The sequence below is a fragment of the Streptomyces poonensis genome (assembly GCF_014650915.1).
In the GTDB taxonomy this organism is placed as follows: Bacteria; Actinomycetota; Actinomycetes; order Streptomycetales; family Streptomycetaceae; genus Streptomyces; species Streptomyces poonensis.
Map to the genome: position 1 here is coordinate 41,897 of NZ_BMVW01000015.1, position 24,544 is coordinate 66,440.

General features: G+C 70.0%; 10 protein-coding genes. 7 read left to right on the plus strand and 3 right to left on the minus strand.

Features of this window, described 5'->3' with window-relative positions; genetic code table 11:
• A complete protein-coding gene (locus IE242_RS28840) occupies positions 1 to 4,668 on the minus strand; it encodes a DUF6531 domain-containing protein (protein WP_189864380.1) in 4,668 nt (1,555 codons plus the stop codon).
• A gap of 151 nt (positions 4,669 to 4,819) precedes the next feature.
• Here IE242_RS28840 and IE242_RS28845 point away from each other — a divergent pair, with 151 nt between their 5' ends.
• The 5 genes from IE242_RS28845 (at position 4,820) to IE242_RS28865 (ending at position 20,063) form a co-directional block, all read left to right on the plus strand.
• A complete protein-coding gene (locus tag IE242_RS28845; protein WP_229859598.1) occupies positions 4,820 to 5,389 on the plus strand; it encodes a hypothetical protein in 570 nt (189 codons plus the stop codon).
• A gap of 154 nt (positions 5,390 to 5,543) precedes the next feature.
• On the plus strand, positions 5,544 to 6,821 hold the full coding sequence (locus IE242_RS28850; RefSeq protein ID WP_189864382.1) for a DUF262 domain-containing protein: 1,278 nt from the start codon (positions 5,544 to 5,546) through the stop codon (positions 6,819 to 6,821).
• A 133-nt stretch (positions 6,822 to 6,954) separates the two neighbouring features.
• The gene (locus tag IE242_RS28855; RefSeq protein ID WP_189864384.1) at positions 6,955 to 10,425 is read left to right on the plus strand and encodes a type ISP restriction/modification enzyme; all 3,471 of its coding nucleotides are present in this window, start codon (positions 6,955 to 6,957) and stop codon (positions 10,423 to 10,425) included.
• 375 nt (positions 10,426 to 10,800) lie between these two features.
• Positions 10,801 to 17,808, plus strand: a complete 7,008-nt coding sequence (locus IE242_RS28860; RefSeq protein ID WP_189864386.1) for a DEAD/DEAH box helicase — start codon at positions 10,801 to 10,803, stop codon at positions 17,806 to 17,808.
• The gene (locus IE242_RS28865) at positions 17,805 to 20,063 is read left to right on the plus strand and encodes a UvrD-helicase domain-containing protein (protein WP_189864388.1); all 2,259 of its coding nucleotides are present in this window, start codon (positions 17,805 to 17,807) and stop codon (positions 20,061 to 20,063) included. The genes IE242_RS28860 and IE242_RS28865 overlap by 4 nt, the downstream gene beginning before the upstream one ends.
• A gap of 91 nt (positions 20,064 to 20,154) precedes the next feature.
• Here IE242_RS28865 and IE242_RS28870 read toward each other — a convergent pair whose 3' ends face one another.
• The gene (locus IE242_RS28870; RefSeq protein ID WP_189864390.1) at positions 20,155 to 21,456 is read right to left on the minus strand and encodes an endonuclease Q family protein; all 1,302 of its coding nucleotides are present in this window, start codon (positions 21,454 to 21,456) and stop codon (positions 20,155 to 20,157) included.
• A gap of 264 nt (positions 21,457 to 21,720) precedes the next feature.
• The gene (locus IE242_RS28875) at positions 21,721 to 22,347 is read right to left on the minus strand and encodes a TetR/AcrR family transcriptional regulator (protein ID WP_189864392.1); all 627 of its coding nucleotides are present in this window, start codon (positions 22,345 to 22,347) and stop codon (positions 21,721 to 21,723) included.
• A 268-nt stretch (positions 22,348 to 22,615) separates the two neighbouring features.
• On the opposite strand from IE242_RS28875, the gene IE242_RS28880 reads away from it, so the two are divergent.
• Positions 22,616 to 23,200, plus strand: coding sequence for a hypothetical protein (locus tag IE242_RS28880; RefSeq protein WP_189864394.1), 585 nt, complete (start codon positions 22,616 to 22,618; stop codon positions 23,198 to 23,200).
• A gap of 275 nt (positions 23,201 to 23,475) precedes the next feature.
• Entirely contained in the window at positions 23,476 to 24,462 is a 987-nt protein-coding gene (locus tag IE242_RS28885; protein ID WP_373299607.1) for an expansin EXLX1 family cellulose-binding protein, read from the plus strand.
• Positions 24,463 to 24,544: the final 82 nt, after the last annotated feature.

The window sequence follows — 24,544 nt, forward strand, 5'->3', positions numbered from 1 at the left end:
TCAGGGGCACACCTTTCCGCCCTTGTAGAACAGGTGGTGATCCCCACCCGGCTTATTGACTTTCCCGTACCGCTCGAAATTCTCGTCGGACGGGTATTTGCTGGCCCAGCCGAAGTTTACGCCCTCCCGGTTCGCGCCGTGTTTCGGCTCTCCCACGTGGAAGTGCGAGCCGGCCGGGTCATCGGTGTGTTCCACGACGACGCGCGAACCATGTGGCGTCTCGTACTGCCGCATATTTCCCCAGTGCGTGGGTTCGGTGTCGTAGATGTAGAGTTCCTGGCCTCGTCGAGTGACGTCGTCGCCGATTTCCCATTCGAAGTCCGGCACTCTGCCGTAGTCCACTCCCGCCATGTCGAACGCTGCCCGCTCCGCACTCGCCCGGTCCGGGAACGGGTTCTTCTTCTCACCCAGGGGCAGTTCGGTCAGACCGAGAGGGTCGATGCCCCGCAGGGGGTTGACGACGTAGGTGACGGGGTTCGGTGCGGGAGCGAGCCCCAAGGGGTCCGGGGTGAGATAGCGGGCGCCGACCGGATCGTAATGGCGGTGGTAGTTGTAGTGCAGACCCGTTTCGGGGTCGTGATACTGACCGGGAAAGCGGAGCGGGGTGTACGCCGTCGCGTCGCGGTTCCAGGCAGTGCCACCCCACACGGTGGAGCGGGAGCGCCACGCGATGCTTCCCCGTTCGTCGACGAGTTCGGTGGGGGTCCCCACGAGGTCGGTGACGACGGCGAAGAAGCGCGCGTCGATCTCGTCCTGCGGAGTGTCGATGCCGTGGATGCGTTCCCGCTGGGTGAGCGGCGTGGTGCCGTGGTGGTCCCAGGTGAGGCTCACCGCGCGGTCGTTGCCGATGACCCGGGTGGTCTGCTCGCACAGTGTGGTGCCGTCCCAGGTGAAGTCCACCTGCTCGGCCACCGTACTGCCGTCGGCCGCCAGCCGCTGTTTGGCACTGCGCCGGCCGAGCGGATCGTAGCGGTAGCGCCAGCGCGTTCCGTCGGGCGTGGTGACGGAGACGAGGCGGTCCTCGGCGTCCCACTCGTAGCGCCAGGTGTCGGGCTTGGACGACAGGCGGGTCTTCTGGCGCAGGCTGACGCGCCCCGCGGTGTCGTACTCGTAGCGGATACCGCCCGCGGAGTGCATACGGGTGCCGGTGTAGGTGCGTGTCCCGGTCGCTCCCTGGTCGGGCATGGCCGTGGGCCAGGAGGCCTGCGTCTGGTTGCCCGCCTCGTCGTAGGCGTAGGTCTCCACCCAGCCGGCCGCGTGCACACCGGTGACCCGGCCCACCGGGTCGATGCTGTACCGGCGGGAACCGTTGAGGTGATCGTCGATGGCGATCACATGGCCGTCCGGACGGTAGGTGTACGCACGGTGCTGCAGGCGCCCGGCATCCGGACCGGTCAGCTCCTGGCCGAGCAGGAGACCGTGGGGATCGTAGGTGGAGGTCAGGACGAGGCTTTCACCGATGCGCCTGGTCAGCTCCCGACCCGCCGCGTCGTGTTCGAACGTGAGGGTCCGGCCGGAGGCGTTCAGTTCGGTGCGGCGCCCTGCGGCGTCGTACTGCCAGCGGCTGGTGGCACCGGTCGGAGTGGTACGGCTGGTGCGTCGCCCCAGCACGTCGTAGGTGTATCGCTGGGTACGCCCGTCGACCGTCTCCGCGACCGGACGCCCCGCCGAGTCCCGTTCCCAGGACAGGACGGAATCGGCGGTCCTGGCCTCGGCCAGGCGCCCTGCCGGATCGTAGCCATAGGTCGTGACGGCACCGGCCCCGTCTCGTGCCACGGTACGGCCCAGCAGGTCCCGCTCGAAGCGGACGACGGCCCCGGAGGGGGTGGTGCGGGTCGCCAGCTGCCCGGCCGCGTCGTACGTGTAACCGACGACACGGCCGTCGAAGTCCGTCTCCTTGGCCAGGCGTCCCGCCGGGTCGTACTCGTACGTCCACGTCAGGCCCTGCGCGTTGGTCACCTCGCGGAGCCGCAGCTCCGCGTCGTAGTCGAACGCATAGCGTGCGCCGTCCGGGAAGACGCTCGCGGACTGCAGGTTGAAGTGCGTGTACTCGTAGCTGGTGACGGCACCCATGGCGTCCGTGTGGGTCAGGCAGTTGCCGTCGCCGTCGTACGTCCAGGACTCGGCCGTGCCGTCCGGACGGGTCCGGCGGGCGAGCTTGCCCTCGACGGTCCACTCGAGTCGCGTCGTCGCGCCGAGCGGATCGGTGACGGCTGTCTGGCGTCCCAGGGCGTCCCGTTCACAGCGGGTGACCGCACCCTGCGGGCCGACGGTCTCCACCGGCAGCCCCGCTTCGTCGCACCGCACACGCGTCCGTGCGCCCAGGGGATCCAGGACCCCCGTCAGACGCCCTCGGTCGTCGTACGTGAAGTGCGTCGTCGCACCGGCCGAGTTGGTGACGGATGTCCGGTTGCCGAAGTCGTCGAACTCCTGGGCGGTGTGCGCACCGTCGTTCCGCCGGACCGACACGAGCAGTCCGAGAGCGTTGTACCGCATGACCGTCCACGAGCCGTCGGGGCGCTGCTCCCTGAGCAGGTCGCCCTGGTCGCTCCAGGTGTACTCCGTGGTGCGGCCCAGCGGATCGGTGCGGGTCAGCACCTGGCCACGGGCGTTGAGTGTCTGCCGGGTGGTGTGGCCGAGCGGGTCGGTCTCCGCGACGATCCGCCCACGGTCGTCGAGCCGGTAGAGCGTGACGTGCCCCAGCGCATCCGTCCAGCGGGTGGTGTGCTGCACGTCGTCGTAGACGAACGTGCCGGAGAGGTAGCCGTCGGGGCCGACGGTCCGCACCACACGTCCGGCATGATCATGGACGTAGCGATAGGTGGAGCCGTTGCGGTTGGTCCAGGAGGTGACCCTTCCTTCGGCGTCGTAGCCGAACCGCAGGGGCCGGCCCGAGGAGTTGACGACCTCGACGAGGTCACCGGTCACCGGGTCGTAGCCGTAGGCCGTCACACGTACGGTGTTCTCGTGCCCTTCTCCCGGGTTCAGGGAGAGGCTCGTGACGCGGCCGAGCTCCCGGTCGGCGGTGAACCGGATGTCGTACCCACCACTGTGGGTGATCGACGTGGGGAGACCGGTCGCGTCACGGTGGAAGTCGATCTGGTTGCCGTTCCGGTCCTCGATCGCCATCAGCCACAGCTGCCAGCCCTCCCCACGCGGGCGGGCGAAGTAGCGGGTCAGGCCGGTACGCGGATCGGTGGTGGCGAACTCCGTCTCCTGGGAGCCGAACTCGCTGGTCCGGCGCAGGGGTATGCGTGGGCCCTCCGACGGCAACACCTCCGGCTGCTGAGGGGTGGGCAGCCGGTCGTAGACCAGCAGGGTGCCGTCCTCGCGGGCCCACACGGCCTTGTTGCGGATGTCGACCTCGATGCGCTCGTCCAGCGTCGAGGCCCAGGACCGGCCGAACCAGGTGCCGAAGGTGTAGTCCGACAGGTGCGTGCGCCTGAGCGCGAGGGGCAGGACGCCGGGCAGCGTCAGGTCGGTCTGTTCCAGCAGCATCTGGCCGCTGGCGACGTCGATCGGGTCTTCCTTGCAGTGGCGGTTCCTCGGTTCCACGCTGTGGTGGCGAGGATTGTCGAGCGCCTTGTTCAGCGGATCCGGCTTGCCGCCGGCCGAGCCGCCGTTGCCGTCCGGGCCTCTCGACGGTGACCCTCCTGGCCCCTTCCCGTCCTGGCCGCCCGTGATCCTCGTCAGAGCGTCCTCGGTCGCCTTCTCGTTGCGCCTGTGGTTCTCCGAGGTGTTGCGGAGGTTCTTCGGGATGGTCTCGCCGGTGTGCTTGACGATCCGTTCTACGGCCTTCTTCATGCCCTTGGTGGCGCCGTCCACCACGGCGTCGATGCCCTGGGTGAAAGGGTCCTTGCCGCGGGTGCGGTTGTTGGCGTTGTGCGCGCGGTCCAGGGAACCCGAGAGCCGGGTCATCGAGCTCTCGCTGAGACGGCCCAGATCGCCCGCGGCCTTGTCGTACTCGGCGTGGTCGATGCGCATCCGGCCACCACCACCGCCACCGCCACCGCCACCGCCACCGCCACCGGCCGAGGCCAGGCTCATCCCGGGTCCGCCCTTGCCCCCGCCGCCACCGGAGCCGTCGGTCGGGGAGACGGCGCTGGAGGCCAGGTCGAGGACCGCGTCCGTGACCATGCGCTCGAGCCTGGCGGCGACCGGTTCGGTCACCATCGCCATCACCTGGTCGACGATCTGGTCGGCGGCCTCCCTGATGATCCGGCGGACCACCTCCCGCATGGCCGTTATCTCCGCCGCGCCGATCAGTGCCGACAGACCTCCGGTGACGAAGGCCAGGCCGATGGAGACACCGACCGATGCCGCCATCACTCCGAGTTCGATCTCGGCCTTGATCTTCATGCCGTAGATGACGTCCGCGACGACATCCATGGCGTCCGCGAACAGACGCGCGGCGTCGGGCAGTTGTTCCAGGTGGGAGGTCTTCACCTGGCCCCAGTGCTCCTGCAGGGAGTCCACCGCCCAGCCCTCGCTGGAGGACAGCAGACGGTTCACCGCCGCATGAGCTTCACCCGTGTGATCGTCGAAGGTGTTCGCGAGCTCGCGCATCGCGTCCGCCATCTCGCGGTAGTCGTCCTCGTCGACGTTCGGCCAGTTGATCCCGATGAAATCGAGGATCTCGTCCAGCCAGCCGGGCAGTACGTAACCCAAGTCCTGTCACCCCCGTGACGCGATGCTCGCAACACCAACCCGTTGAGCAACACCTGTGTGTCTCGCACCGTAACGGATACATCTGACGACCGAACAGAATCTTCCGTCGGTGGGCTGTGACCACTGCGAGCACTGGCAGGAAGATCGAGTCATGAAGTCAGGTGATGGCCGGATGGCCGGCGACATACCGGAGACCCGTCTGATCGCGACGGTGGACGCCCTGCGGCTGGCGCTGCTGGAGAGCCCGGACGTGCTCTCGTTCACGCTCGGCGGGACGATCGACGAGGAGACGGCGGCCGCCGCGGAGACCGACGGGGTGCCGCGGGAGTTCCTGGACTTCTGCCGCGTGCTGGACGGCGCGAGCTGCGGGCCGGACGTGCGGCTCTTCGGCCTGGAGGAGGCGGAGGAGTGCCAGTTCTACTGCGGGCCGGTGGTCGACTCCCCGCTGCCGTTGTCCCCGGAGAAGCTGTTCTGCATCGGCATGATCAACCAGGCCGCCATCTTTCTCGACCGCGCGGGCGGCGGTGTCCTCGGCGCCCTGGGCATAGGCTCCGACTGGATCGACGCCGAACGCTTCGAGCAGCTCGCGCCCGGGTTGGAGGCGTTCTTCCTGGAACGGCTGGCCGCCCCGGAGTACGTACGGCTCGCGTCGATCGACGACGAGTTGCTGGAGTACGACGACTGGCTGAAGCTGTTGCGCCGGGCCGGCCTCGCCGGCTGAGCAGCCGGACACGGCCGGACCGAGCCCTGTCGGCAGACGGCGACAACAGTGACCGGCCGACCGCAGCCGACGGCCCCCTCGTCCGGCAGAATCGACAGCGGCGTACGGACGTACCACCACGTCATACCGGCTACGGATCGGGGCACGAGGGCACATGTCGCAGGAGGACAGCGTCGGCAGCCGTAGGGCGGCGCGGGAGCAGGCGTCACTGTTCAGCCGCTACATGGACGATGTCGAGGACAGCGGGGCGTTCCGGGTCGAGGTGGGTGCCGACGGCCGGGGCACGGATGTCGAGCTGGAGCTCCCCGATGCCGAGGCCGAGGACGCGGCGGACCGGATCACCGCGCCGTACGACCCCTCCAAGATCGAGATCCAGACCAGCAACCCCACGATCAACCTGCTGATGTCCCGCCTCAGCAACGGCATGATCGACCTGGCCCCGGACTTCCAGCGGCATGCCGGGATCTGGTCCGACGAGGAGCAGAGCCGACTGATCGAGTCGCTGCTGCTGCGCATTCCGATCCCCTCCTTCTACGCGGCCGAGATGGAGGACAGCGAGTGGGCGATCATCGACGGCATCCAGCGGCTCACGGCCATCGCCCGGTTCATCGCGCCGCGGGCTCTCGCCGAAGTCGCGGGCATCGACGCGGGACCACTGCGGCTGCGCGGTCTGGAGTACCTGTACAAGGACTTCGAGGGCAAGGGATACGACGACCTCACCGGCCGGCTCCAGATCCGGCTGAACGAGACGCAGGTCGTCGTCCACGTCATCCGCCCCGGCACCCCGGAAGAGGTCAAGTTCAACATCTTCGCCAGGATCAACACCGGCGGCCGCCCCCTCACCCGGCAGGAGATCCGGCACGCACTGATCCCGGGACCGGCGCGACAGCTGCTGTCCTCGTTGGCCGAGTCGGAGGAGTTCTTGTCGGCGACGGGCGGCAGCGTTCCCCCTGCCCGTATGGCCGACCGTGAAATGGTCCTGCGCGCCCTGGCCTTCCGCCTCACACCGCCCGACTCCTTCAAGTCCCAGGACTTCGACCAGTTCCTCGCCCACGCCATGCGGCAGATCAACCGGTTGTCCGACGAGGACCGGGCGGCGCACGCCAGCGATGTCAAGCGGGCCATGAAGGTGGCGCGTCTGGTCTTCGGCGAGAACGCCTTCCGCAAGCTGTACCAGGGCCAGGCACTGCGTTACCCGGTGAACAAGGCCATCTTCGAGACGATCGTGGTGAACCTCGCAAAGCTGTCAGATCATGAGCACGCATCGCTGGTGACATCCCGCCATCAAGTCGTCGAAGGCTTCCAGGCGCTGATGACAAACCGGCGGTTCGAGCGTGCTGTGTCCGTGAGCACGGGTGACCGAGCCAAGGTCATGACCCGATTCGCTGAGATCCGCACACTGTTCCAAGCCAGTGCTGGCGCAAACACCTGATAGACGGCGCACCACCCGTTGAAGCAGGCAACCACCCCACATCCCACACACGCACCCTCGACGACACGCCGATCCGGTTTTACCGTGAGTAGACCGGTGTGTCCGGTGGGCGAGCCTTCGGGGGGTGGCGCGCATGGCGGCCAAAGGCTGGATCGATTGGATCGTCGCGGAGTTCGGCGCTGAGTGCGCGCAGCTTCTGGGTCGCTTCTCTGAGGACGAGGCGGCCATCCGAAGACCGGTGGAGAACCTGCTGATGGCCGCCGCCTCCCACTTCGGCCTCGAACTGCATCTCCATCCTGAGGCGAGACGCCCCGACCTCGGAATCCGCCCGGACCTAGCGGCGCGCGTCGGACGTGATCGGCGGCGGATCGTCGGGTACGTCGAACTGAAAAGCCCGGGTAAGGCCGACATCAGCCCCGGAGCGCTGCGCGGAAGAGACCGCAGGCAATGGGAGGGGATGTCGAAGTTACCCAACCTTGTTTACACGAACGGACAGACCTGGACGCTGTACCGGTTGGGGCAGCAGTGTGGCGAGACGGTGCGCCTGACAGGTGATCTGTATCGGGCAGGAGGACGGCTGTGTGCCACGGGTCAGGCCACCGCCGCGTTCGAGCGCCTGCTGCGAGAATTTCTGAACTGGCAGCCCGAGCCATTGTGCACCGTGCGGCAGTTGGTCAGCGCAGTGGCACCGCTTTGCGGTTTGTTGCGCACCGAGGTGATGCATCGGCTGGAGGACGAGGCACGAGTTCCCGCCGACCGTCGCGAGCGCCCCTTCACCTCGCTGGCCAGGACCTGGGAGACCGTCCTGTTCCCGAAGACCGACGAGCGCGACCCTCACGCCGCGTTCGCCGACCGCTACGCCCAGACGGTCACCTTCGCCCTGCTACTGGCCAAGGCGACCGACATCCCGCTTGTCGACCAGAGCCTTCACGAGGTGGGAAGGGAGCTCGGAGCGGACCACACGGTAATGGGCAGGGCCCTGCAAATCCTGACCGACCACGTGGAGGGGCAGTTCAGGAACAGCCTCGACATGCTGGTCCGTATCGTCGACGCGGTCGCCTGGCGGGCGATCCTCACGCGCGAACCCGACGCACACGTCCACCTGTACGAGCATTTCCTCCAGGAATACGACCCGGCCCTCCGCAAGGCCTCGGGCACGTACTACACGCCCACAGCCCTGGTCGACGAGATGGTCCGCCTCGTCGACGAGATTTTGCGCCTGAAGCTCGACTGTCCCGAAGGGTTCGCCGACGAGCGTGTCGCGATCATCGACCCCGCCATGGGAACCGGCACTTTTCTCAGCTCCATCATCGATCTCGTGGCGGACCGCCGGTCGTCCGGCGGCAATGACGGATTCCGAGCCGAGGCCGTTGAGGATCTGTCCCGCAGGCTCATCGGTTTCGAGAAGCAGATGGCCGCGTACGCCGTCGCGCAGATGCGGATCGCGCAGACGCTGCGTGCCCAGGACGCCCACGTCCCGCTGCGCGACCTCCGGCTGCATCTCACCGACACGCTGGCCGATCCCTGGCGGCCCTCAGATCTCTTCGACGTGGGGGGCGCCGCGATGGCGCCACTGCGGAAGGACGCGGAGAAGGCGAGCCTCATCAAGCGCGAGGAACGCCTCACCGTCGTTATCGGGAATCCTCCCGACCGTGAGCGGGCCCAGGGCGAAGGCGGCTGGATCGAGGCCGGCTCGGAGGGGCATGGCCCTCCCCTCCTGGACCGTTTCAGACTTGGCGGCCGGAACGGCCGCCACGAGTTCAAGCTAAAGAATCTCTACGTGTACTTCTGGCGTTGGGCGACGCACAAGGTCTTCGAGCAGCACGCCCCCGGGCACCAGCAAGGGGTGGTGGCCTTCGTGTCGACTGCGGGATTCCTGCGCGGGCCGGCGTTCCAGCGCATGCGCGAGTATCTGCGCAGCACTTGTTCGGAGGGCTGGATCATCGACCTCACCCCCGAAGAAGGCAAACAGCCTCCCGTCGCCACCCGTTTCTTCCCAGCCGTGCAACGAGAACTCGCTGTCGCGATATTTGTACGACGTCGGGACGCGAACCCCTCGGAGCAAGCGCCGGTTCATTACATCGCGCTGCACGGAAGCCGTGAGGAGAAGACCGCCCGCCTACGCTCACTGACCATCCACGATCCAGGTTGGCAGGACGCCCGAGCCGACTGGTATGCCCTCTTCACTCCGGCGCCCGACCGTGATTGGGACACCTTCCCGGCACTGGATTCCCTGCTGCCCTGGTACAAGCCCGGCTTCAAGCCCAATCGCACATGGGTGGTGGGCCCGGACCCCGAGGTGCTGCGACAGCGGTGGGACCGGCTCGTGCACGAGCCCGACGCCTCGATGCAACGGGCCTTGATGAAAGAGACACCTGACCGGCGCGCGAGCGGTCCTGTGCGAGCGTTTCCCGGGCTCCCTGTTCCCCGGAAGCCGCTAAGTGCCGAACGCGGGCCATGTCCAGAGCCCGTCCGTATCGCACGACGGAGTTTCGACCGTCAGTGGCTGATTCCGGACGGCCGCATTGTCGACCGTCCCCGGCCGGAGTTGTGGCACGCCGAGCGCGACGACCAACTGTTCATCATCGAGCAGCACAGGCAGCCCATATCGTCTGGCCCGGCACTAGTGTTCGCGTCCTTGGTTCCTGACATGCATTACTTCAACAACAACGGGGGTCGCGTGCTCCCGCTGCGACACCCGGACGGTACCCCGAACACCGCCCCGGGCCTGTTGGAGCACTTGGCCAACTCGTACGGCCTAACCTCGGTGTCCGTGGAGGACTTCGCCGCCTATCTTGCCGGAGTCACAGCTCATCCAGCGTTCACCGAGACGTTCGCCGAAGAACTCAACTCTCCCGGTGTACGCCTCCCCCTCACCGCTGATCGCGATCTGTGGCACGAAGGCGTCCGCCTCGGCCGCCGCGTTCTGTGGGCATCCACCTTCGGTGACCGGTACGTGGACGCCGCTGACGGTCGCCCGGCGGGCTCGGGCGGGGTGCGAGCAGTCACACCGCCGATTACCTACAGCACGCGGATTGCGCCTACTCCCCTGCCGGACGCCTTCGACTACGACGAGCGGCGCCAAGCCGTGATCATCGGGACAGGTGTCTTCACGGGAGTCGACGCCCGTATGCGGAATTACGAGGTCGGGCACCGGAAGGTCCTCGACCAGTGGTTCGCCGCGCGGAGCAGCAGACCGACGGGCCGGATCGGCAGCCCACTGGACCTGATGCGAAGCGAGCGGTGGCGTTCCCAGTGGAGTGATGAACTGGTCGACTTGCTCAGCGTGCTGCGCCACCTCACGAAGATCGAGGCCGAACAAGCCTCGCTGCTGGCACAGGTGATCGCCGGGCCACTCATCACTGTGGCCGAATTGACTCGGAGGAACGTCTTGGAGCCTCCCTCCCACACCGGTTCGCCGCGCCCTGCCGCTCCGGCCGAGGAGATGCTGCCCGGCATGGCCGAGGTGGACGGGCGTGAGACGTCCCCGGTCGTGCCACTCCGGCCCGCTCCGGACCCGGCCGGAGGCCGCGGCTCGCAAAGACGTGCCGTACGGCGGTCGTCCCCACGTCACGGGCCACGCGATGAGCAACGGCCGTCATGACGCTCTCTCCGTAACTGATGCGTCGCAGACATCACATGTTGAGCGTGAGCGGCAAGTCCGAACTGCTTGATTCGACAGGCGGGATGAGCATCCACAGTGAGGCGTCTCGTCGCTGCACCACGGAGTCGAGCTCTGCGTACGTCTGCCCAGCGCTTCTTCCATCGAGCAGCACCGCGACGACCATCGTGGCCCGACCACACTGATACGACGACGCCATCTCGTCGTATCGCTCCTGGTCACAGGGTGAAGGGACGATTGAAGTACGAAATAGTTCAATACCGGTCAATGGCCGCCGGACGGGCGGTGAGGTGCTAGGACCCGGTCAGTTGTCCGCTATACGGTTGACGGGACAACGACTGGGACGAAGGAGCACCCGTGAGGCCCACCCTGGCCGCCGCTCAGGTCCGCGGCAGTCTGACGCAGTACCTCACGACGACCTACGCCCTGTCCGATTCCGATACCCGCCTCGCTCTCGAACGGTTCCTCGGGCACCCGGAGACGGGCATCTTCCGCGGCCCCTACCTCCGCATCAGAACGCCGTTCCACAAGGCCGACGACGGGTGGCAGCGGCATCTGGAATGGGATCCCGGGTTCCCGCCCTACCGTCACCAGGCCAAGGCGTGGGAGCGGTTGAGCACCCTGCGCGGGCCGGCCCGGCCGACGCTGGTCACCACGGGGACCGGGTCCGGCAAGACCGAGTCGTTCCTCGTGCCCGTGCTCGACCACTGCCGGCGGGAGAAGGCGCGGGGGCGGCGCGGGATCAAGGCCGTGCTGCTGTACCCGATGAACGCCCTCGCCACCGATCAGGCCGGGCGCATCGGGGAGTACCTCGCGCACCCGGACCTCGCCCAGGTCACCGCGGGCCTGTACATCGGTGACCGGCCCGACACCGATTTCCGGCGGGTGCTGACCCGGCGCGAGGAGATGCGCCTGTCGCCGCCGGACGTGCTGATCACCAACTACAAGATGCTCGACCTGCTGCTCCAGCGCGGCGACGACCGGCCGCTGTGGGAGGGCGCGGACGTCGCGTACGTGGTGCTCGACGAGTTCCACACGTACGACGGCGCGCAGGGCACCGACGTCGCGATGCTGCTGCGGCGGCTGGCCGCGGCCACCGGGCGGAGCGAACCCGGGCGGCCGCTGGGGAGCATCTGTCCGGTGGCGACGTCCGCCACGCTGGGCGGGAGCACGGCCGAGGGCGGCGGCATCCTCGACGTGGCCGCCCAGGTGTTCGGGATGCCGTTCTCCGCGGATGCCGTGATCGGTGAAGAGCGCATGACTCCGGGGCAGTTCACTGGTGAAGTGGACTATGAGCTGCCCGAGCCGCCGGGGCCGCGGGAGGTCATCGACTGCTCCGGCGGGCCCGGCGTCGAGGCCCGGCCCGATCTGCTGGATCTGGACGGGCTGGCGGAACGGCTGCTGGGACGGCGCGGGCTCGATCCCTTCCAGCTCGGCCGGCTGCTGCGGCGGCACGACTACACGCACGGCGTGCTGTCCTTGCTGGACGGGGAGCCGCTGAGTGAGTGGGAGCTGCGGGACCGGCTGAACCGGTTCGGGTACGCGTGGGGGCGGGCCGCCCGGGAGAACCCGCGGCTCGTGCTCCAGGCGCTGTCGCGGTTCGTCGCGCTGCTGTCGGCCGCCCGGGACCCCGACTCGGACGCGAAACGGCCCCGGCCGCTACTGCACATCGAGGCGCATCTGTGGGTGCGGCCGGTCACGCGGGTGCTGCGCGGGGTCGGGCCGACGCCGGAGTTCCGCTGGTACGAGGACGACCGCACCGCCGCGCGCAGGGCCGCCCTGGCCGCGGCGCCCGCGGACGACGACGAACGGTCGTCCGGAGTCTCCGGCCCAGGCGGCTCCGGCGGCTCCGGCGGCTGGCCGTCCGGCGACGCGCGCCGCGCCGAGGCACAGCCCGGGTCGGACACGGCACCACGGCCCGCCGCCGTGCACCTGCCGGCCGTCTACTGCCGCACCTGCGGGCGGTCCGGGTGGGCCGCCCTGTCCCCGGAGGCGGACCCGCAGCGGCTCGTCATGGCGCAGGACAAGGTGTGGCGCGCGGGAGTCGGGCGCGACAAGCGGCGCATCCGGTACTTCATCGCCGCCACGGCCGCCGAACGGGACGAGGCCCTGAACGCGCTGACCGGGGCCAGGCCCGCGGGCGCGTCGGCGAGCGGTGTCGACCCGCTGTCCGTCGTGGTGCTGGACGGCGCGCAGGGCACGTACCGGCTGCCGACGGCCGCCGACCGCGACGAGCTGCAGGACGGCTGGTTCGCCCTGGCCGTCACCGACAAGAAGTCGGCGGACCGGGCCGCCCTCGACGACCGCTGCCCGGCCTGCACCACCGACAACGGCATCCGCTTCCTGGGCACGTCCCTCGCCGCGCTCGCCTCCGCCACGGTCACCCAGCTCTTCACCGGCGGCGACATCGCGCTCGTCCCGGAGGAGCGCAAGACGCTGCTCTTCAACGACTCGACGCAGGACGCCGCGCACCGCGCGGGGTACGTCGCCAACGCCTCGTACAAGTTCTCGCTGCGGTCCCTGCTCGCGCACACCCTGAACGACTCCCCGAAGCCGCTGGCGCTCAACGACCTGATCGGGAACGTGCTGGACTCGGTGGACGACCCGGAGACGCTGGCCGCGGTGGTGCCGCCCGATCTGCACGACGAGCCCGGTGTCGACCGGGTGCTGTCCGGGCGGGGCGTCGGTGACGCCCGGGCGTGGCGGCTCATAGGGGAACGGCTCGCCTTCGCGACCGTCATGGAGTTCGGGCTGCGCTCCCGGCAGGGACGCACCCTGGAGCTCACCCGGACCGTGGCGGCGGAGGTCGCTCTTCAAGACCCGGACCGCATCGTGGCGCTGGCCCGCGACATCCACCTCACCCTGCCCGGTCAGCTCGTCGCGGCGGGCTCACTGCCCACGCCCGACCGGTATCTGGCCTTCCTGCGCGGGCTGCTGGAGCGGGTGCGGCTGCGCGGCGGGGTCCGGCACCGGTGGCTGGAACCGTGGATGCGGGACACCGGGATCACCCGGTTCAAGGTGTGGGGCGGCCGGCCCGACGGCATGCCCGCCTTCCCGGACGGGGTGGCCGCGCCGCGGTTCCTGCTGGACGCGCCCAAGGAGAGGTCGACGTTCGACGCGGCCACCGGCCGGCTCGGCTGGTACCAGGACTGGACCCGGCGGTGCCTGGGACTGGACGCGGCAGGGGCCACCGAGTACCTGCGGCGGCTGCTGCCCGTACTGGCCGAGGAACACGTCCTCGCGGTGCGTACGGCGCAGGACCGCAGCACCCGGGTGTACGGGCTCCAGCCCGGCCACATCGAGGTGCGGCTCCTCGACGACACCGTCGTCAACAAGGCCTTCGTCAGCTGCGACGACTGCGGCTGGGAGCAGGTCGTCCCGCCCGAGCGCCGTACCCGCTGGTACGGGCACCCGTGCCCGCGCTACCGCTGCCGAGGGACGCTCCGGCCGCCGCAGGCCGACGTCCCCGTGAGCGGCACCACGGGCAGCTTCGGCGGCACCCGGGAACGCGACTACCAGAACGACTACTACCGGCGGCTGTACCTGACGGGCGGCACGTTCCGCGTGGTCACGGCCGAGCACACCGGCATGCTCACCCGGCCGCAGCGCGAGCGCGTGGAGCGGACCTTCCGGGAGGGCACGCACTACACCGACCCCAACGTGCTGTCCTGCACACCCACCCTGGAACTCGGCATCGACATCGGCGACCTGTCGGCCGTGCTGCTCGGCTCGCTGCCCAAGGGGCCGGCCAACTACGTGCAGCGGGCGGGCCGGGCCGGCCGCAGCACGGGCAACGCCCTGGTGGTCGCCTTCGGCGGGCGGCGCGCCCGCGACCTGTACTACCTCGACGAGCCCCGCGAGATGATCGCCGGGGAGATCGTGCCGCCGGGCTGCTACCTGTCCGCCGTCGAGATACTGCGCCGCCAGTACACCGCGCACCTGCTGGACCTCGCCGCCCGCGGGGCGCTGACCACGGCGGACGGGGAACGGCTCCAGCCCGCGCCACGCCTGGTGTCGGCGCTGTTCGGCACGACCGGCTGGTGCCAGGACCTCGCGGACGCCGCGCTCACCCATGGGGCGCGGCTGGTGGAGGAGTTCCTGTCGCTGTTCCCCGCCGGTTCCGCTCCGGGCCCGACGGACGGTACCGGGGTGTCCGAGCACGCCGCCGACGAACTGCGCGCGTACGCCACCGGCGGCATCGTCCAGGCACTCCAGGAGGCCGAGGAGGACTGGACCTCCCGGCGCGAGGAACTGCGCCGGCGGATCGCGGCGATCGACACGGCGATAGACGGCCTCGTCCGCTCCGACCCGGAACAGGAGCGCGAGTACCGGGAGTTGCTGGCCGAGCGCCGTGCCACCGGCGACCTGCTGCGCGACCTGAGCCAGGCCGGCGCCCACGGCGCGCTGGTCGACCTCGGCCTGCTGCCCAACTACAGCCTCACCGACACGACGACCCGGCTGGAGGCCACGCTCTACTGGACGGAGCAGGCGGAGGGGACGGGCGACGGCGAGGACACGGGAGGCCGCAAGGACACGAGCGGCGCCAAGGATGCGGGAGGCGGCAGGAAGACGTACCGCAGCGAGGTACGGGACTACGAGCGCTCCCGCAGACTGGCCCTCTCCGAGCTCGCCCCGGGCAACAGCTTCTACGTCAACGGCTACCGGCACGTCGTACGCGCGCTGGACATCGGCAGCCCGGAGCGGCGCGCCTGGTCGGTGTGGCGGCTGTGCCCGGCGTGCGGCTACACCCGCACCGCGAACGCCAAGGCGGACACCTCCCCGTGCCCGCGCTGCGGCGGGCGCGAGATCGCCGACGCCGGCTGCGTCCAGCACGTCATGGAACCGAAGCGCGTCCTGGCCCGCGACAAGCGGGACGACGCCCGGGTCCGGGACGACCGGGACGAGCGGGACCGCCGCCGCTACGCCGTGCTCACCACCGTCGACATCGACCCGGCCCACCTGGCCCCCGGGTCCTGGCGGCACGACACGGCCGTCTTCGGCGTCGACTTCACCCGGCGTGCGGTCGTCCGGACCCTCAACCTCGGGCTCGACCGGCAGGACGGCGGCAGCACCGTGCCGATTGCCGGTGAGGACGTACGCCTCAACCCCTTCTACGTCTGCACCAGTTGCGGCGGGGCGACGGCGGACGGGCGGCCCGTGGTCGACCAGCCGCGCGACGCGCTCACCGAGTCCCTCGCCGCGTCGCTCACCTCGTCGCACTCCGCGAGCGGCAGAGCCGTCGCCCACCACATGCTCTGGTGCCCGCGCCGCAAGGCCCGCCCCTCGGCGGACGACCGCGCCACCGGCCAGGACGTGCCCCTTCTGCTCGCCCACGAGCTGGTCACCGAGGCCGTACGCATCCTGCTCCCGGCGTCCGTCGCCCGCGCCACGGAGCGGCTGGCGTCCTTCACCGCCGCCCTCTTCGTCGGCATAGCGGCCCGCTACGGCGGCGACCCCGACCACATCGACATCGCCTCCGCCTCCATGCCCGACGGCGGCGACGGCGACTGGCCCCGGCGCTTCCTCGTCGTCTACGACCGGCTGCCGGGCGGCACCGGCTACCTGCACCGTCTGGCGTCGGCCGACGGTTTCCGCGAGGTGCTGCTCGCGGCCCGGCAGGTCATCGAGAGCTGCCCGTGCATCGAGAAGGGCCAGGACGGCTGCCACCGGTGCCTGCTGCGCCGCGTACCGGCGGGCGACTACGACCGGGTGAGCCGGAACGAGGTCCGGCAGATGCTCGACGAGCTGCTCGGCGAGAGCGGCGGGAGCTGGCGGACCTCGCCCGTCGCCGCGACGCAGCACATCCCACTGGAGCGGCAGGCCGAGAGCGACCTCGAGGTCATGTTCATCGACACGCTGAAGGAGTGGGCCGCCCAGCCGGAGTCCCAGGCCAGCGCCGACGCGTACACGACCACGGCCGGGACGTACTCGCTCGCCCTGCGGCTGACCGGCGCGGACGGCACCACCCTCAGCTGGCGGGTCTCCCAGCAGCGGGTGCTGGACGGGACCCGGCCGGACGTGCTCTTCGAGCGTCTCGACGCCCCCGGCCCACGCCTGGCGCTGTACCTCGACGGCTACGAGTTCCACGCCAGTGCCCGGCACAGCCACCGGCTGGCCGACGACGCGGCCAAACGCACCCGACTGCGCGCCGAGGGCCTGCGCGTCCTCCAGCTCACGTACTACGACGTCAAGGAGTGGCGCGCCCGGGTACGGGACACCGGATACGCCGCCGCGGGGCGGGCGGACCCCGTGTGGCAGCCGTACGGGGAGCAGGCGCAGCGCCAGGCCCGTGACTACTACGCGAAGGTGCGCGGCGGACTGCCGGGCGAACTCTCGGAACACGTCTGGATCAATCCGGCGGACCTGCTGCTCTCCTACCTCCGCCGCCCGGAGCCCACGCTGTGGCTGGCCCGCGCCGAAGCGGCCGTGGCCGGTCTGACCGGCACGCGCCCGCACGCCGCGGCGGTGACCGGGGAGGCCGTGGGCGCCCAGCTCACCGCGGCGCTGCGCGGCACGCCCCCACGCGGGCAGGGCGGCCCCCTGCGTGTCCTCTCCGCTGTCGACGGCTCCGGATGCCCTGTCATCGCGGTGGCGGACGGCCGGCACAAGCCGCCCGTCTGGACGGCCGCCACCGTGCTGGACGACGGTACGGCAGCCGTCGCCGACACGGACGCGCACAGGAAGCGCTGGCGGGCCTGGCTGTACTGGAGCAACCTCCTGCAGTTCCTGGAGCCCGGCGGCGGCGACAGCGTCCAGCTGACCGCAAGCATGCTGGACGGCTTCTCGGTCGACGCCCTCGCGGTCACCGGGGGCTGCGGCTGGCTGACCTCGACCCGTATCGACCTCGGCGCCGTCGCCCAGGAGGCCGCCGTCCACGCCGTCCAGCCGGACATCCGGCAGACGGCGGCCACCGAGGTCGTGCACGAGACGACCGCGGCGACCGTGACCGTCCCGGACAGCGCGCCGCGGGACACCGGCTGGGGGCCGGTCCTGGAGCTGCTCGATCCGGACGAGACGGACCTCCAGCTCCTGGCGGTCGCCCTCGCCACGACGGCGGCCCCCGTCCCCGTGGACGGGTTCGAGCTGAACGACCACGGCTGGATGGCCGAACTGGCCTGGCCCGAGTACAAGGTGGGCATCGTGCGCGCCCCCCGCCCTGTCGGCTCCGAGCCGGACCACGAGGCGGCGGACCGCGACGCGGCCTTCGCGGCCGCCGGCTGGGACGTACGGCCCGCGAGTGACTGGACTGCCCGGGAACTGGCCGAGCAGCTCGGGCCGCAACCCTCCGCGCCGGAGCGGAGTCGTGATCAGCAGGACGACGACGGACAGACCGACGGAACGACCAACGGGGAGCACCACCGATGAGCAGCACCGCGAGTGTGACGCTGCGTCTACTCGACAAGGCCGACAAGGAAATACTCAAGCTCCCCCGCACGGTCAAGGGCGCCCTCTACGACTTCCAGCACAAGTTCAAGGCGAACCCGAACGCCACCGGCCTCCAGCTCAAGCAACTGAAGGGCGACTCACGGCTGTGGTCGGCCCGGGTCAACGACGAGTACCGTGCCCTGCTGCTGCGGCTCGCCGACAACGACTGGCTGATCGTCTCGGTCAAGCACCGCAAAGAGGTCTACGAGAACCTCGACCGCCTCGCGTACGGCATCAACCAGATCACTGGTGGTATCGAGTACGTCGACCTCCAGGTCGTCGAGGAGAGCGTCCTGCGGCGGTCGGCGCCTCCGCAGGCGGTACCGGCGCCGGTCCCCGAGGCGCGCCCCGCGCAACCGGAACCCCTGTTCGCCCGCTTCTCGGACGAACAGCTGAAGGATCTCGGTGTCGCCGAACCGCTGGTACCGGTGGTCCGCACACTCACCACCGAGGACCAGCTGCTCGGTCTCGTCGAGTACGCGCCCCAGCTCACCGGTGAGATCCTGCTCTCGCTCTTCGACGGCAAGTCCTACGAGGACGTGCTGGAACAGGTGACGGCCCCGGTCGCCGCGCCGGAGCCCGTCGACACCGAGGACTTCCAGGCCGCCGTCGAGCGCCCGGCGACGATGGTCACCACCACGGACGACGCGCTGCGCGACGTGCTCCAGGAGGAGGACTTCGGGCGCTGGAAGGTCTTCCTCCACCCCACGCAGTCCAGGCTCGTGGAGCGGGACTACTCCGGCCCCGCGCGCGTGGGCGGCGGCCCCGGCACGGGCAAGACCATCGTCGCCCTGCACCGCGTCAAGCACCTGGTCGAGCAACTGCCGCCCGGCCACACCAAGCCCGTACTCCTCACCACCTACAACAAGAACCTCGCGGCCGACCTGCGCGCACGCCTGCTGGATCTCGGCGGGGAGCAACTGCTGTCCCGCGTGGACATCAGCCATGTCGACCAACTGGCGCTGCGCGTGGTCCGGGAGGCCGAGCCGGGCAACGCCAAACAGACGATCGACGACAACCAGGCTCTGCGCGAGTGGCGCGCCATGCTCGACGAGCTCGGCGAGACCTCGTGGGACGCCGAATTCCTGCACGACGAGTGGACGCAGGTGATCCTCGGCCAGGCGGTCGCGTCCCGCGCCGACTACTTCCGGGCCCGCCGCGCGGGCCGCGGGCGGAACATCACGCGGCAGGAGCGGGCCGGGATCTGGCAGCTGGCCGAGAAGTTCACCCAGCGCCTGGACCGTCTGGGCCGCCAGACGTGGGCGCAGGTCGCCGAACGGGCTGCGCGCCTGGAGATGCACCGCGAGCAGCGCATCCAGGCCGTCGAGCGGCAGCGTGCCGAGAACGGCGGCCTCGACAACATCCACCTCCAGGACGGCTCCGCGGCGTGGCTGCGGTACCGCTACCGGCACATCGTCGTCGACGAGGCGCAGGACCTCCGTCCGGGCCACTGGAAGCTGCTGCGCGCCATGGCCGCGCACGACCGCAACGACATCTTCCTCGTCGGCGACACACACCAGCGCATCTACAACAACCAGGTCACTCTCGGCAGCCTCGGCATCAACATCCGCGGCCGATCCGCGAAGCTCACCCTCAGCTACCGGACCACACGGCAGATCCTCGGTTCCGCCTTCGGCCTGCTGAGCGGGGAGCCGTTCGACGACCTCGACGGCAGCCAGGAGACGCTGGCCGGGTACCGGTCGGTGCTGAGCGGCACCCGGCCCCTGCTGCGCGGATGCGCCGACTGGGAAGCCGAGTGCGAGGCCGTGGCGGAGCTGGTCTCCGGGTGGCGCGACATCCCCTCGGAGCAGATCGCCGTCTGTGTGCCCACCAACGCCATGGCTCAGCAGGTCGCCGTGGCACTCCACCACGCGGGTGTCCGCGCGGTGGAGATCGGCCCGGAAGGACCGCGTGGTGACGAAGGCGTGCACATCGGCACGATGTTCCGCTTCAAGGGACTGGAGTACCAGCGCATGATCATCGCCGGTGTCGCCGAAGGTCTGGTGCCGCGCACGGAGGTCATCCGCCTGAAGGACACCGACGCGTTGCGCCACCGCCGTGAACTGCAGCGCGCCCGTTCCCTGCTCTTCGTCGCGGCCACCCGTTCCCGCGACACGCTGGCGATCCTCTGGCACGGCACGCCGAGCAGGTTCCTCGAACCGCTGCTCACCGCCGAAGCTCACGCGAGCAGCTGACGCACTACGGAGTTCATGTGCCGGCCAGGCCTCACCTCGGCCTGGCCGGCCCTCATCGGCCACGCGACGGACGCCCAGGTCCCCAGACCGCTCACAACTCCTCGTCCCCGAACAACGTCGGCACCGCCACCGTCCGCGCCCGCTTCAGTTCCCCCGGCTCGAACAGCCGGATGACGCCGTACCGACCGTCGTACCCCGCCTCGCGGATCACCTCGCCGCGCCGCAGTCGTGCGACGGCCTCCGCGAGGAGCGGCGAGTGGCGCTCCAGGTCGCCGGCCGGAATCCGTTCGAGGATGTGCAGCTCCGGTCCGAGGGCCGCCGTGAACCGGTCGATCTCCCCCGCCACCTTCTTGCTCTTCGGGCCGACGCCCAGTATCTCGCCCATGATCTCCGGCAGCGGTACGAAACTGAGGAAGCCGGGCACGCCCTCCGGCCGGTGTCCCGCGGGCCGGTCGGCCAGATCCTCGACCCGGCTCAGCACGCCGACCGTCACCGGCCTGCCGCACACCGGGCACGTCCCGCCGTGCTGCCGTGTCTCGGCGGGATCCATGCGCACGCCGCACTTGCGGTGGCCGTCGACGTGGTACTTGCCCTCCTCGGGGAAGAACTCGACGGTGCCGGCGTACCCGTCGCCGGTCTCCAGAGCGCGGCGTACGGCGTAGTAGTCGAGGTCGGTGTCGAACAGGGTGGTCTCACGGCCGAGCATGGGCGGCGAGTGGGCGTCGGAGTGGCTGACCATGCGATACCTGTCCAGCGCCGAGATTCGCCAGTTCATGGCCGGGTCGCTGGACAGGCCGGTCTCCAGGGCGAAGACGCGGTCGGCGAGATCCAGGTAACAGTCCTCGATCGCGTCGAACCCGGACTTCGATCCGAAGACCGAGAACCACGGCGTCCACACGTGCGCCGGCACCAGGTAGGCGTCCGGACTGCACTCGAGTGTGATCTCCAGGAGGTCGCGGGAGTCGAGGGCCAGGATCGGGCGGCCGTCGGACCGGATGTTGCCGATCCGGTCGAGGCGGCGGTCGAACTCCGCGGCGGAGTCGAAGTCCGGCATGTGGACGAGGTGGTGCACCTTGCGGGTGCGTCCGGCGCGTTTGTAGATCGTCGATATCTCGACCGACAGCATGAAGCGGACGTCGGCCGCGCCGAGGAGGGGCGGCAACCGTCGTGCGATGTCCCGGTCGAGCTCGGGACGGAGCCGGAACAGGCCCGGTTCGGCCGGCAGCAGGTTCTCCCGGATGTGCTCGAACCAGGCCGGGTGCGTGAAGTCACCCGTGCCGGCCAGCGAGATGCCCTTGCGGCGCGCCCACCAGGTCAGGTGCTCCAGGTCGGAGTCCTTGCTGCACGCCCGGGAGTACTTCGAGTGGATGTGCAGATCAGCGTGGAATCGCACGCTTCGAAGCTAGCACTGCCGTGAGGAACCTCGCGGTACAGGGCCCGACGCTGGCCTACCGGCCGGGGCGTCTTCTTGTCCTGAGCCACGCTGGACATGTACCGGACGGACCTGGCCTCGGGGACGACAACGTAGGTGGGTAGCTCCCAGTCCGTCACCAGTCGTCCGGCGGCCGGGTCGTAAGCCGCTGCCACCTGACGCGGGAAGCCCCCCGGCCATGCGGTCGAGGCGTGGAGAGCAGCGGAAAAGTACTCGACCGCGGAGTCAGGATCGCGGTGCCTCACTCTTCGGTCGGCTGGATGACGTCGGCGTAGTGCGCGCCTGCAGCAGTTCTTCGACACCTTGCAGAAACGTCTCGGAGATCAGCTTCGGGTCGAAGAGGCAGCCGGCCGCCATGGCGCCGTCCCGGAGCATGACGAGGTGTCGGCCGGCCGCGTCGGCGGGACCGTGACCGGTCTGCGCCAGCAACTCCGTGACGGTGTCCAGGAACCACTGCCGGTGGGCCAGCACGGCTCGGTGGATCGGGTGGGCCGGGTCGGGATACTCGGCCACCGCGTTGAGGAAGGCGCATCCACGGAACCCGGGGGCCTGGATGCCCTCGGTGATGGACCGGGCGACGGCCCGTACCGTGTCGGCTGCAGGCCGGCCGCTTGCCGAGGCGGCGGTGACCTGCGCCCGGATTCCTTGATCGGCCTGGTCGAGATAGGCGAGGACGAGTTCTTCCTTGCCCTTGAAGTGCCGGTACAGCGTGGCGCGGGTGACCTGCGCCTCCGCGATGATCCGGTCGACGCCGACGGAGTGGATCCCCTCCGCGTAGAAGATTCTCGTCGCCGTGTCGAGCAGCCGCGCCCGCGCCTCGGACGTGCTGCCACCTTCTCTGCTCCCGCTCATGGCGCCCACGTTATCAACCGAGGAGGGAGAACGTTCGGTCTTGACAGGGGCGGCACCGGTGGCCTTGGATCCATAGAGAGAGACCGAACGTTCTCCCTCGCGATCCGTTGCGGTTCCTCCCGGTCCCTCGCGATCAGCCGTTTCGCATCACCGCGCCGCCGACCGACCAGGCCGCCGACCGACCAGGCCGCCGACCGACCAGGCCGCCGACCGCACAACCACACCGCCATGCCGCCATGCCGCCATGCCGCCATCGAAAGGCACTTCCGTGGACACTCTCTCCGGCACCACCGCCACCAGCGTCCCCGTTCCCGCCGATGCCCCCGCAGCCCTGCGCAAGCTGTACTTCCTGCGCTTCGCGTTCGCCGCCGTGTGGGCCGCCCTGCTGTTCGCGACCGCCGACACGCTGGGGCCGCTGAGTGCGACGCTGCTGGTGATCTACCCCCTGTTCGACGTGGCGTGCGCCGTCGTCGACGTCAGGTCCGCCAAGGCCAAGGCGGACGACGGCCCGGTCCGCGGCCTGTACGCGAACATCGCGCTCAGCACCCTCACCGGCATCGGCCTGGCCGTCGCCGCCACCTCCGGTATCCCGGCCGTGCTGCGCGTCTGGGGCGCCTGGGCCGTCACCGCGGGCGTCGTCCAGCTCGTCGTCGGCGCCCTCCGACGCCGGCTGGGCGGCCAGTGGGCGATGATCGCCAGTGGCGCCATCTCCACGCTCGCCGGCGCGTCCTTCTTCGCACAGGCGGGCACCGACGACGCCTCCCTGGGCGCCCTCGCCGGCTACGCCTTCCTCGGCGGCGTCTTCTTCCTGATCTCCGCCCTCCGCCTGAACCGCGCCGGCAAGGAGGCATGAGCCTTACTCTGCCCGGCCCGCAAGCACCACCACGGGCCCGACCGGCCCCTGATGCCGACCGGGCCCGTGGACCCGACCCGTAGCGGACGACACGCACAGGTCCCTGCGTACCGTCACCCCACCGGTCGGCATCACGGCAGCCACCCCAGCGGCCGATACGCCACGAGGAACAACCGGTCACACCGCGGTCATACCGAATACGCGGCAACCTTTCCCTTCCCTGTGACCACTGACGAGTCGAAACCGTGTCTGCCGAATCACGTGAGGACTCATCCGTGGCATCCCCTTCCCACCGGCACCGTCACCGCCGTGCGCCCCGCACACGACGACGCACCGCCCTCGTGTCCGCAGTCGTCATGGCGGCCGCGGTGCTCGTCGTATCGCTGGTCGTGGCCCTCCGTCCCGGCCCGGAGGCCGACACCGTGCAGGCCAAGGACGCGCCCGTGGCCGCCACCGGGGTGAGCGCCTCACCGACGGCGTCGAAACCGGAACCGAAACCGAAACCGAAGCGATCCACAGCCGCGGCATCCCCCACGGCGTCCCCGACAGCGAAGAAGCCCGCCACCACTCCATCGAAGCGGCCCTCGCCCGAGACCGCCCCCGAGCCCGCCCGCCAGGCGGCAGCGGCCTCCGGCTCCGCCCCACTCGCCGGACGGATCAAGCCCGGCGTCACCTACGACGGAGTCGCCACCCACTACGACGCCGCGGACGGCGACGGCGCCTGCTCGTTCGGCCCGAGCCCCGACCTCATGATCGCGGCGATGAACACCACCGACTACGAGACGTCCAAGGCCTGCGGGGCGTACCTCCTCGTCCGCGCCACGAACGGCGCCTCCGTCACCGTCCGCATCACCAACGAATGCCCGGCCCCCTGCGCACCCGGCCAACTCGACCTCAGCAAGCAGGCCTTCGCCAAGCTCGCCGCCCTCTCCGCCGGCGAAATCAAGATCACCTGGAGCCTGCTGAGCCCCAGCACCTCCGACACGATCTCCATCCGCTACAAGACCGGCTCCACCCGGTACTGGTGCGGCATCCAGGCCATCGGCCACCGCAACCCCCTGGCCCGCCTGGAGGTCGGCACCGGCAGCGGCTGGCGGCAGCTCACCCGTACCGAGTACAACTACTTCCTCTCCCCCGACGGCACCGGCTGCGGCGGCCCGCTCCGGCTCACCGACATCTACGGGGAGCAGCTCACCGTCGAGGGCATCGCCGTACGCCCGGACGCCGTCCAGGCGACCCGCGTCCAGTTCGGCCGGCACTGACGGGCGCCCGCCTCCGGACTCCGGCCCCACGGGCAGGAAGGCGCGGCACACTCTTTCACTTCCGGTGACGGACGGTGGGCGA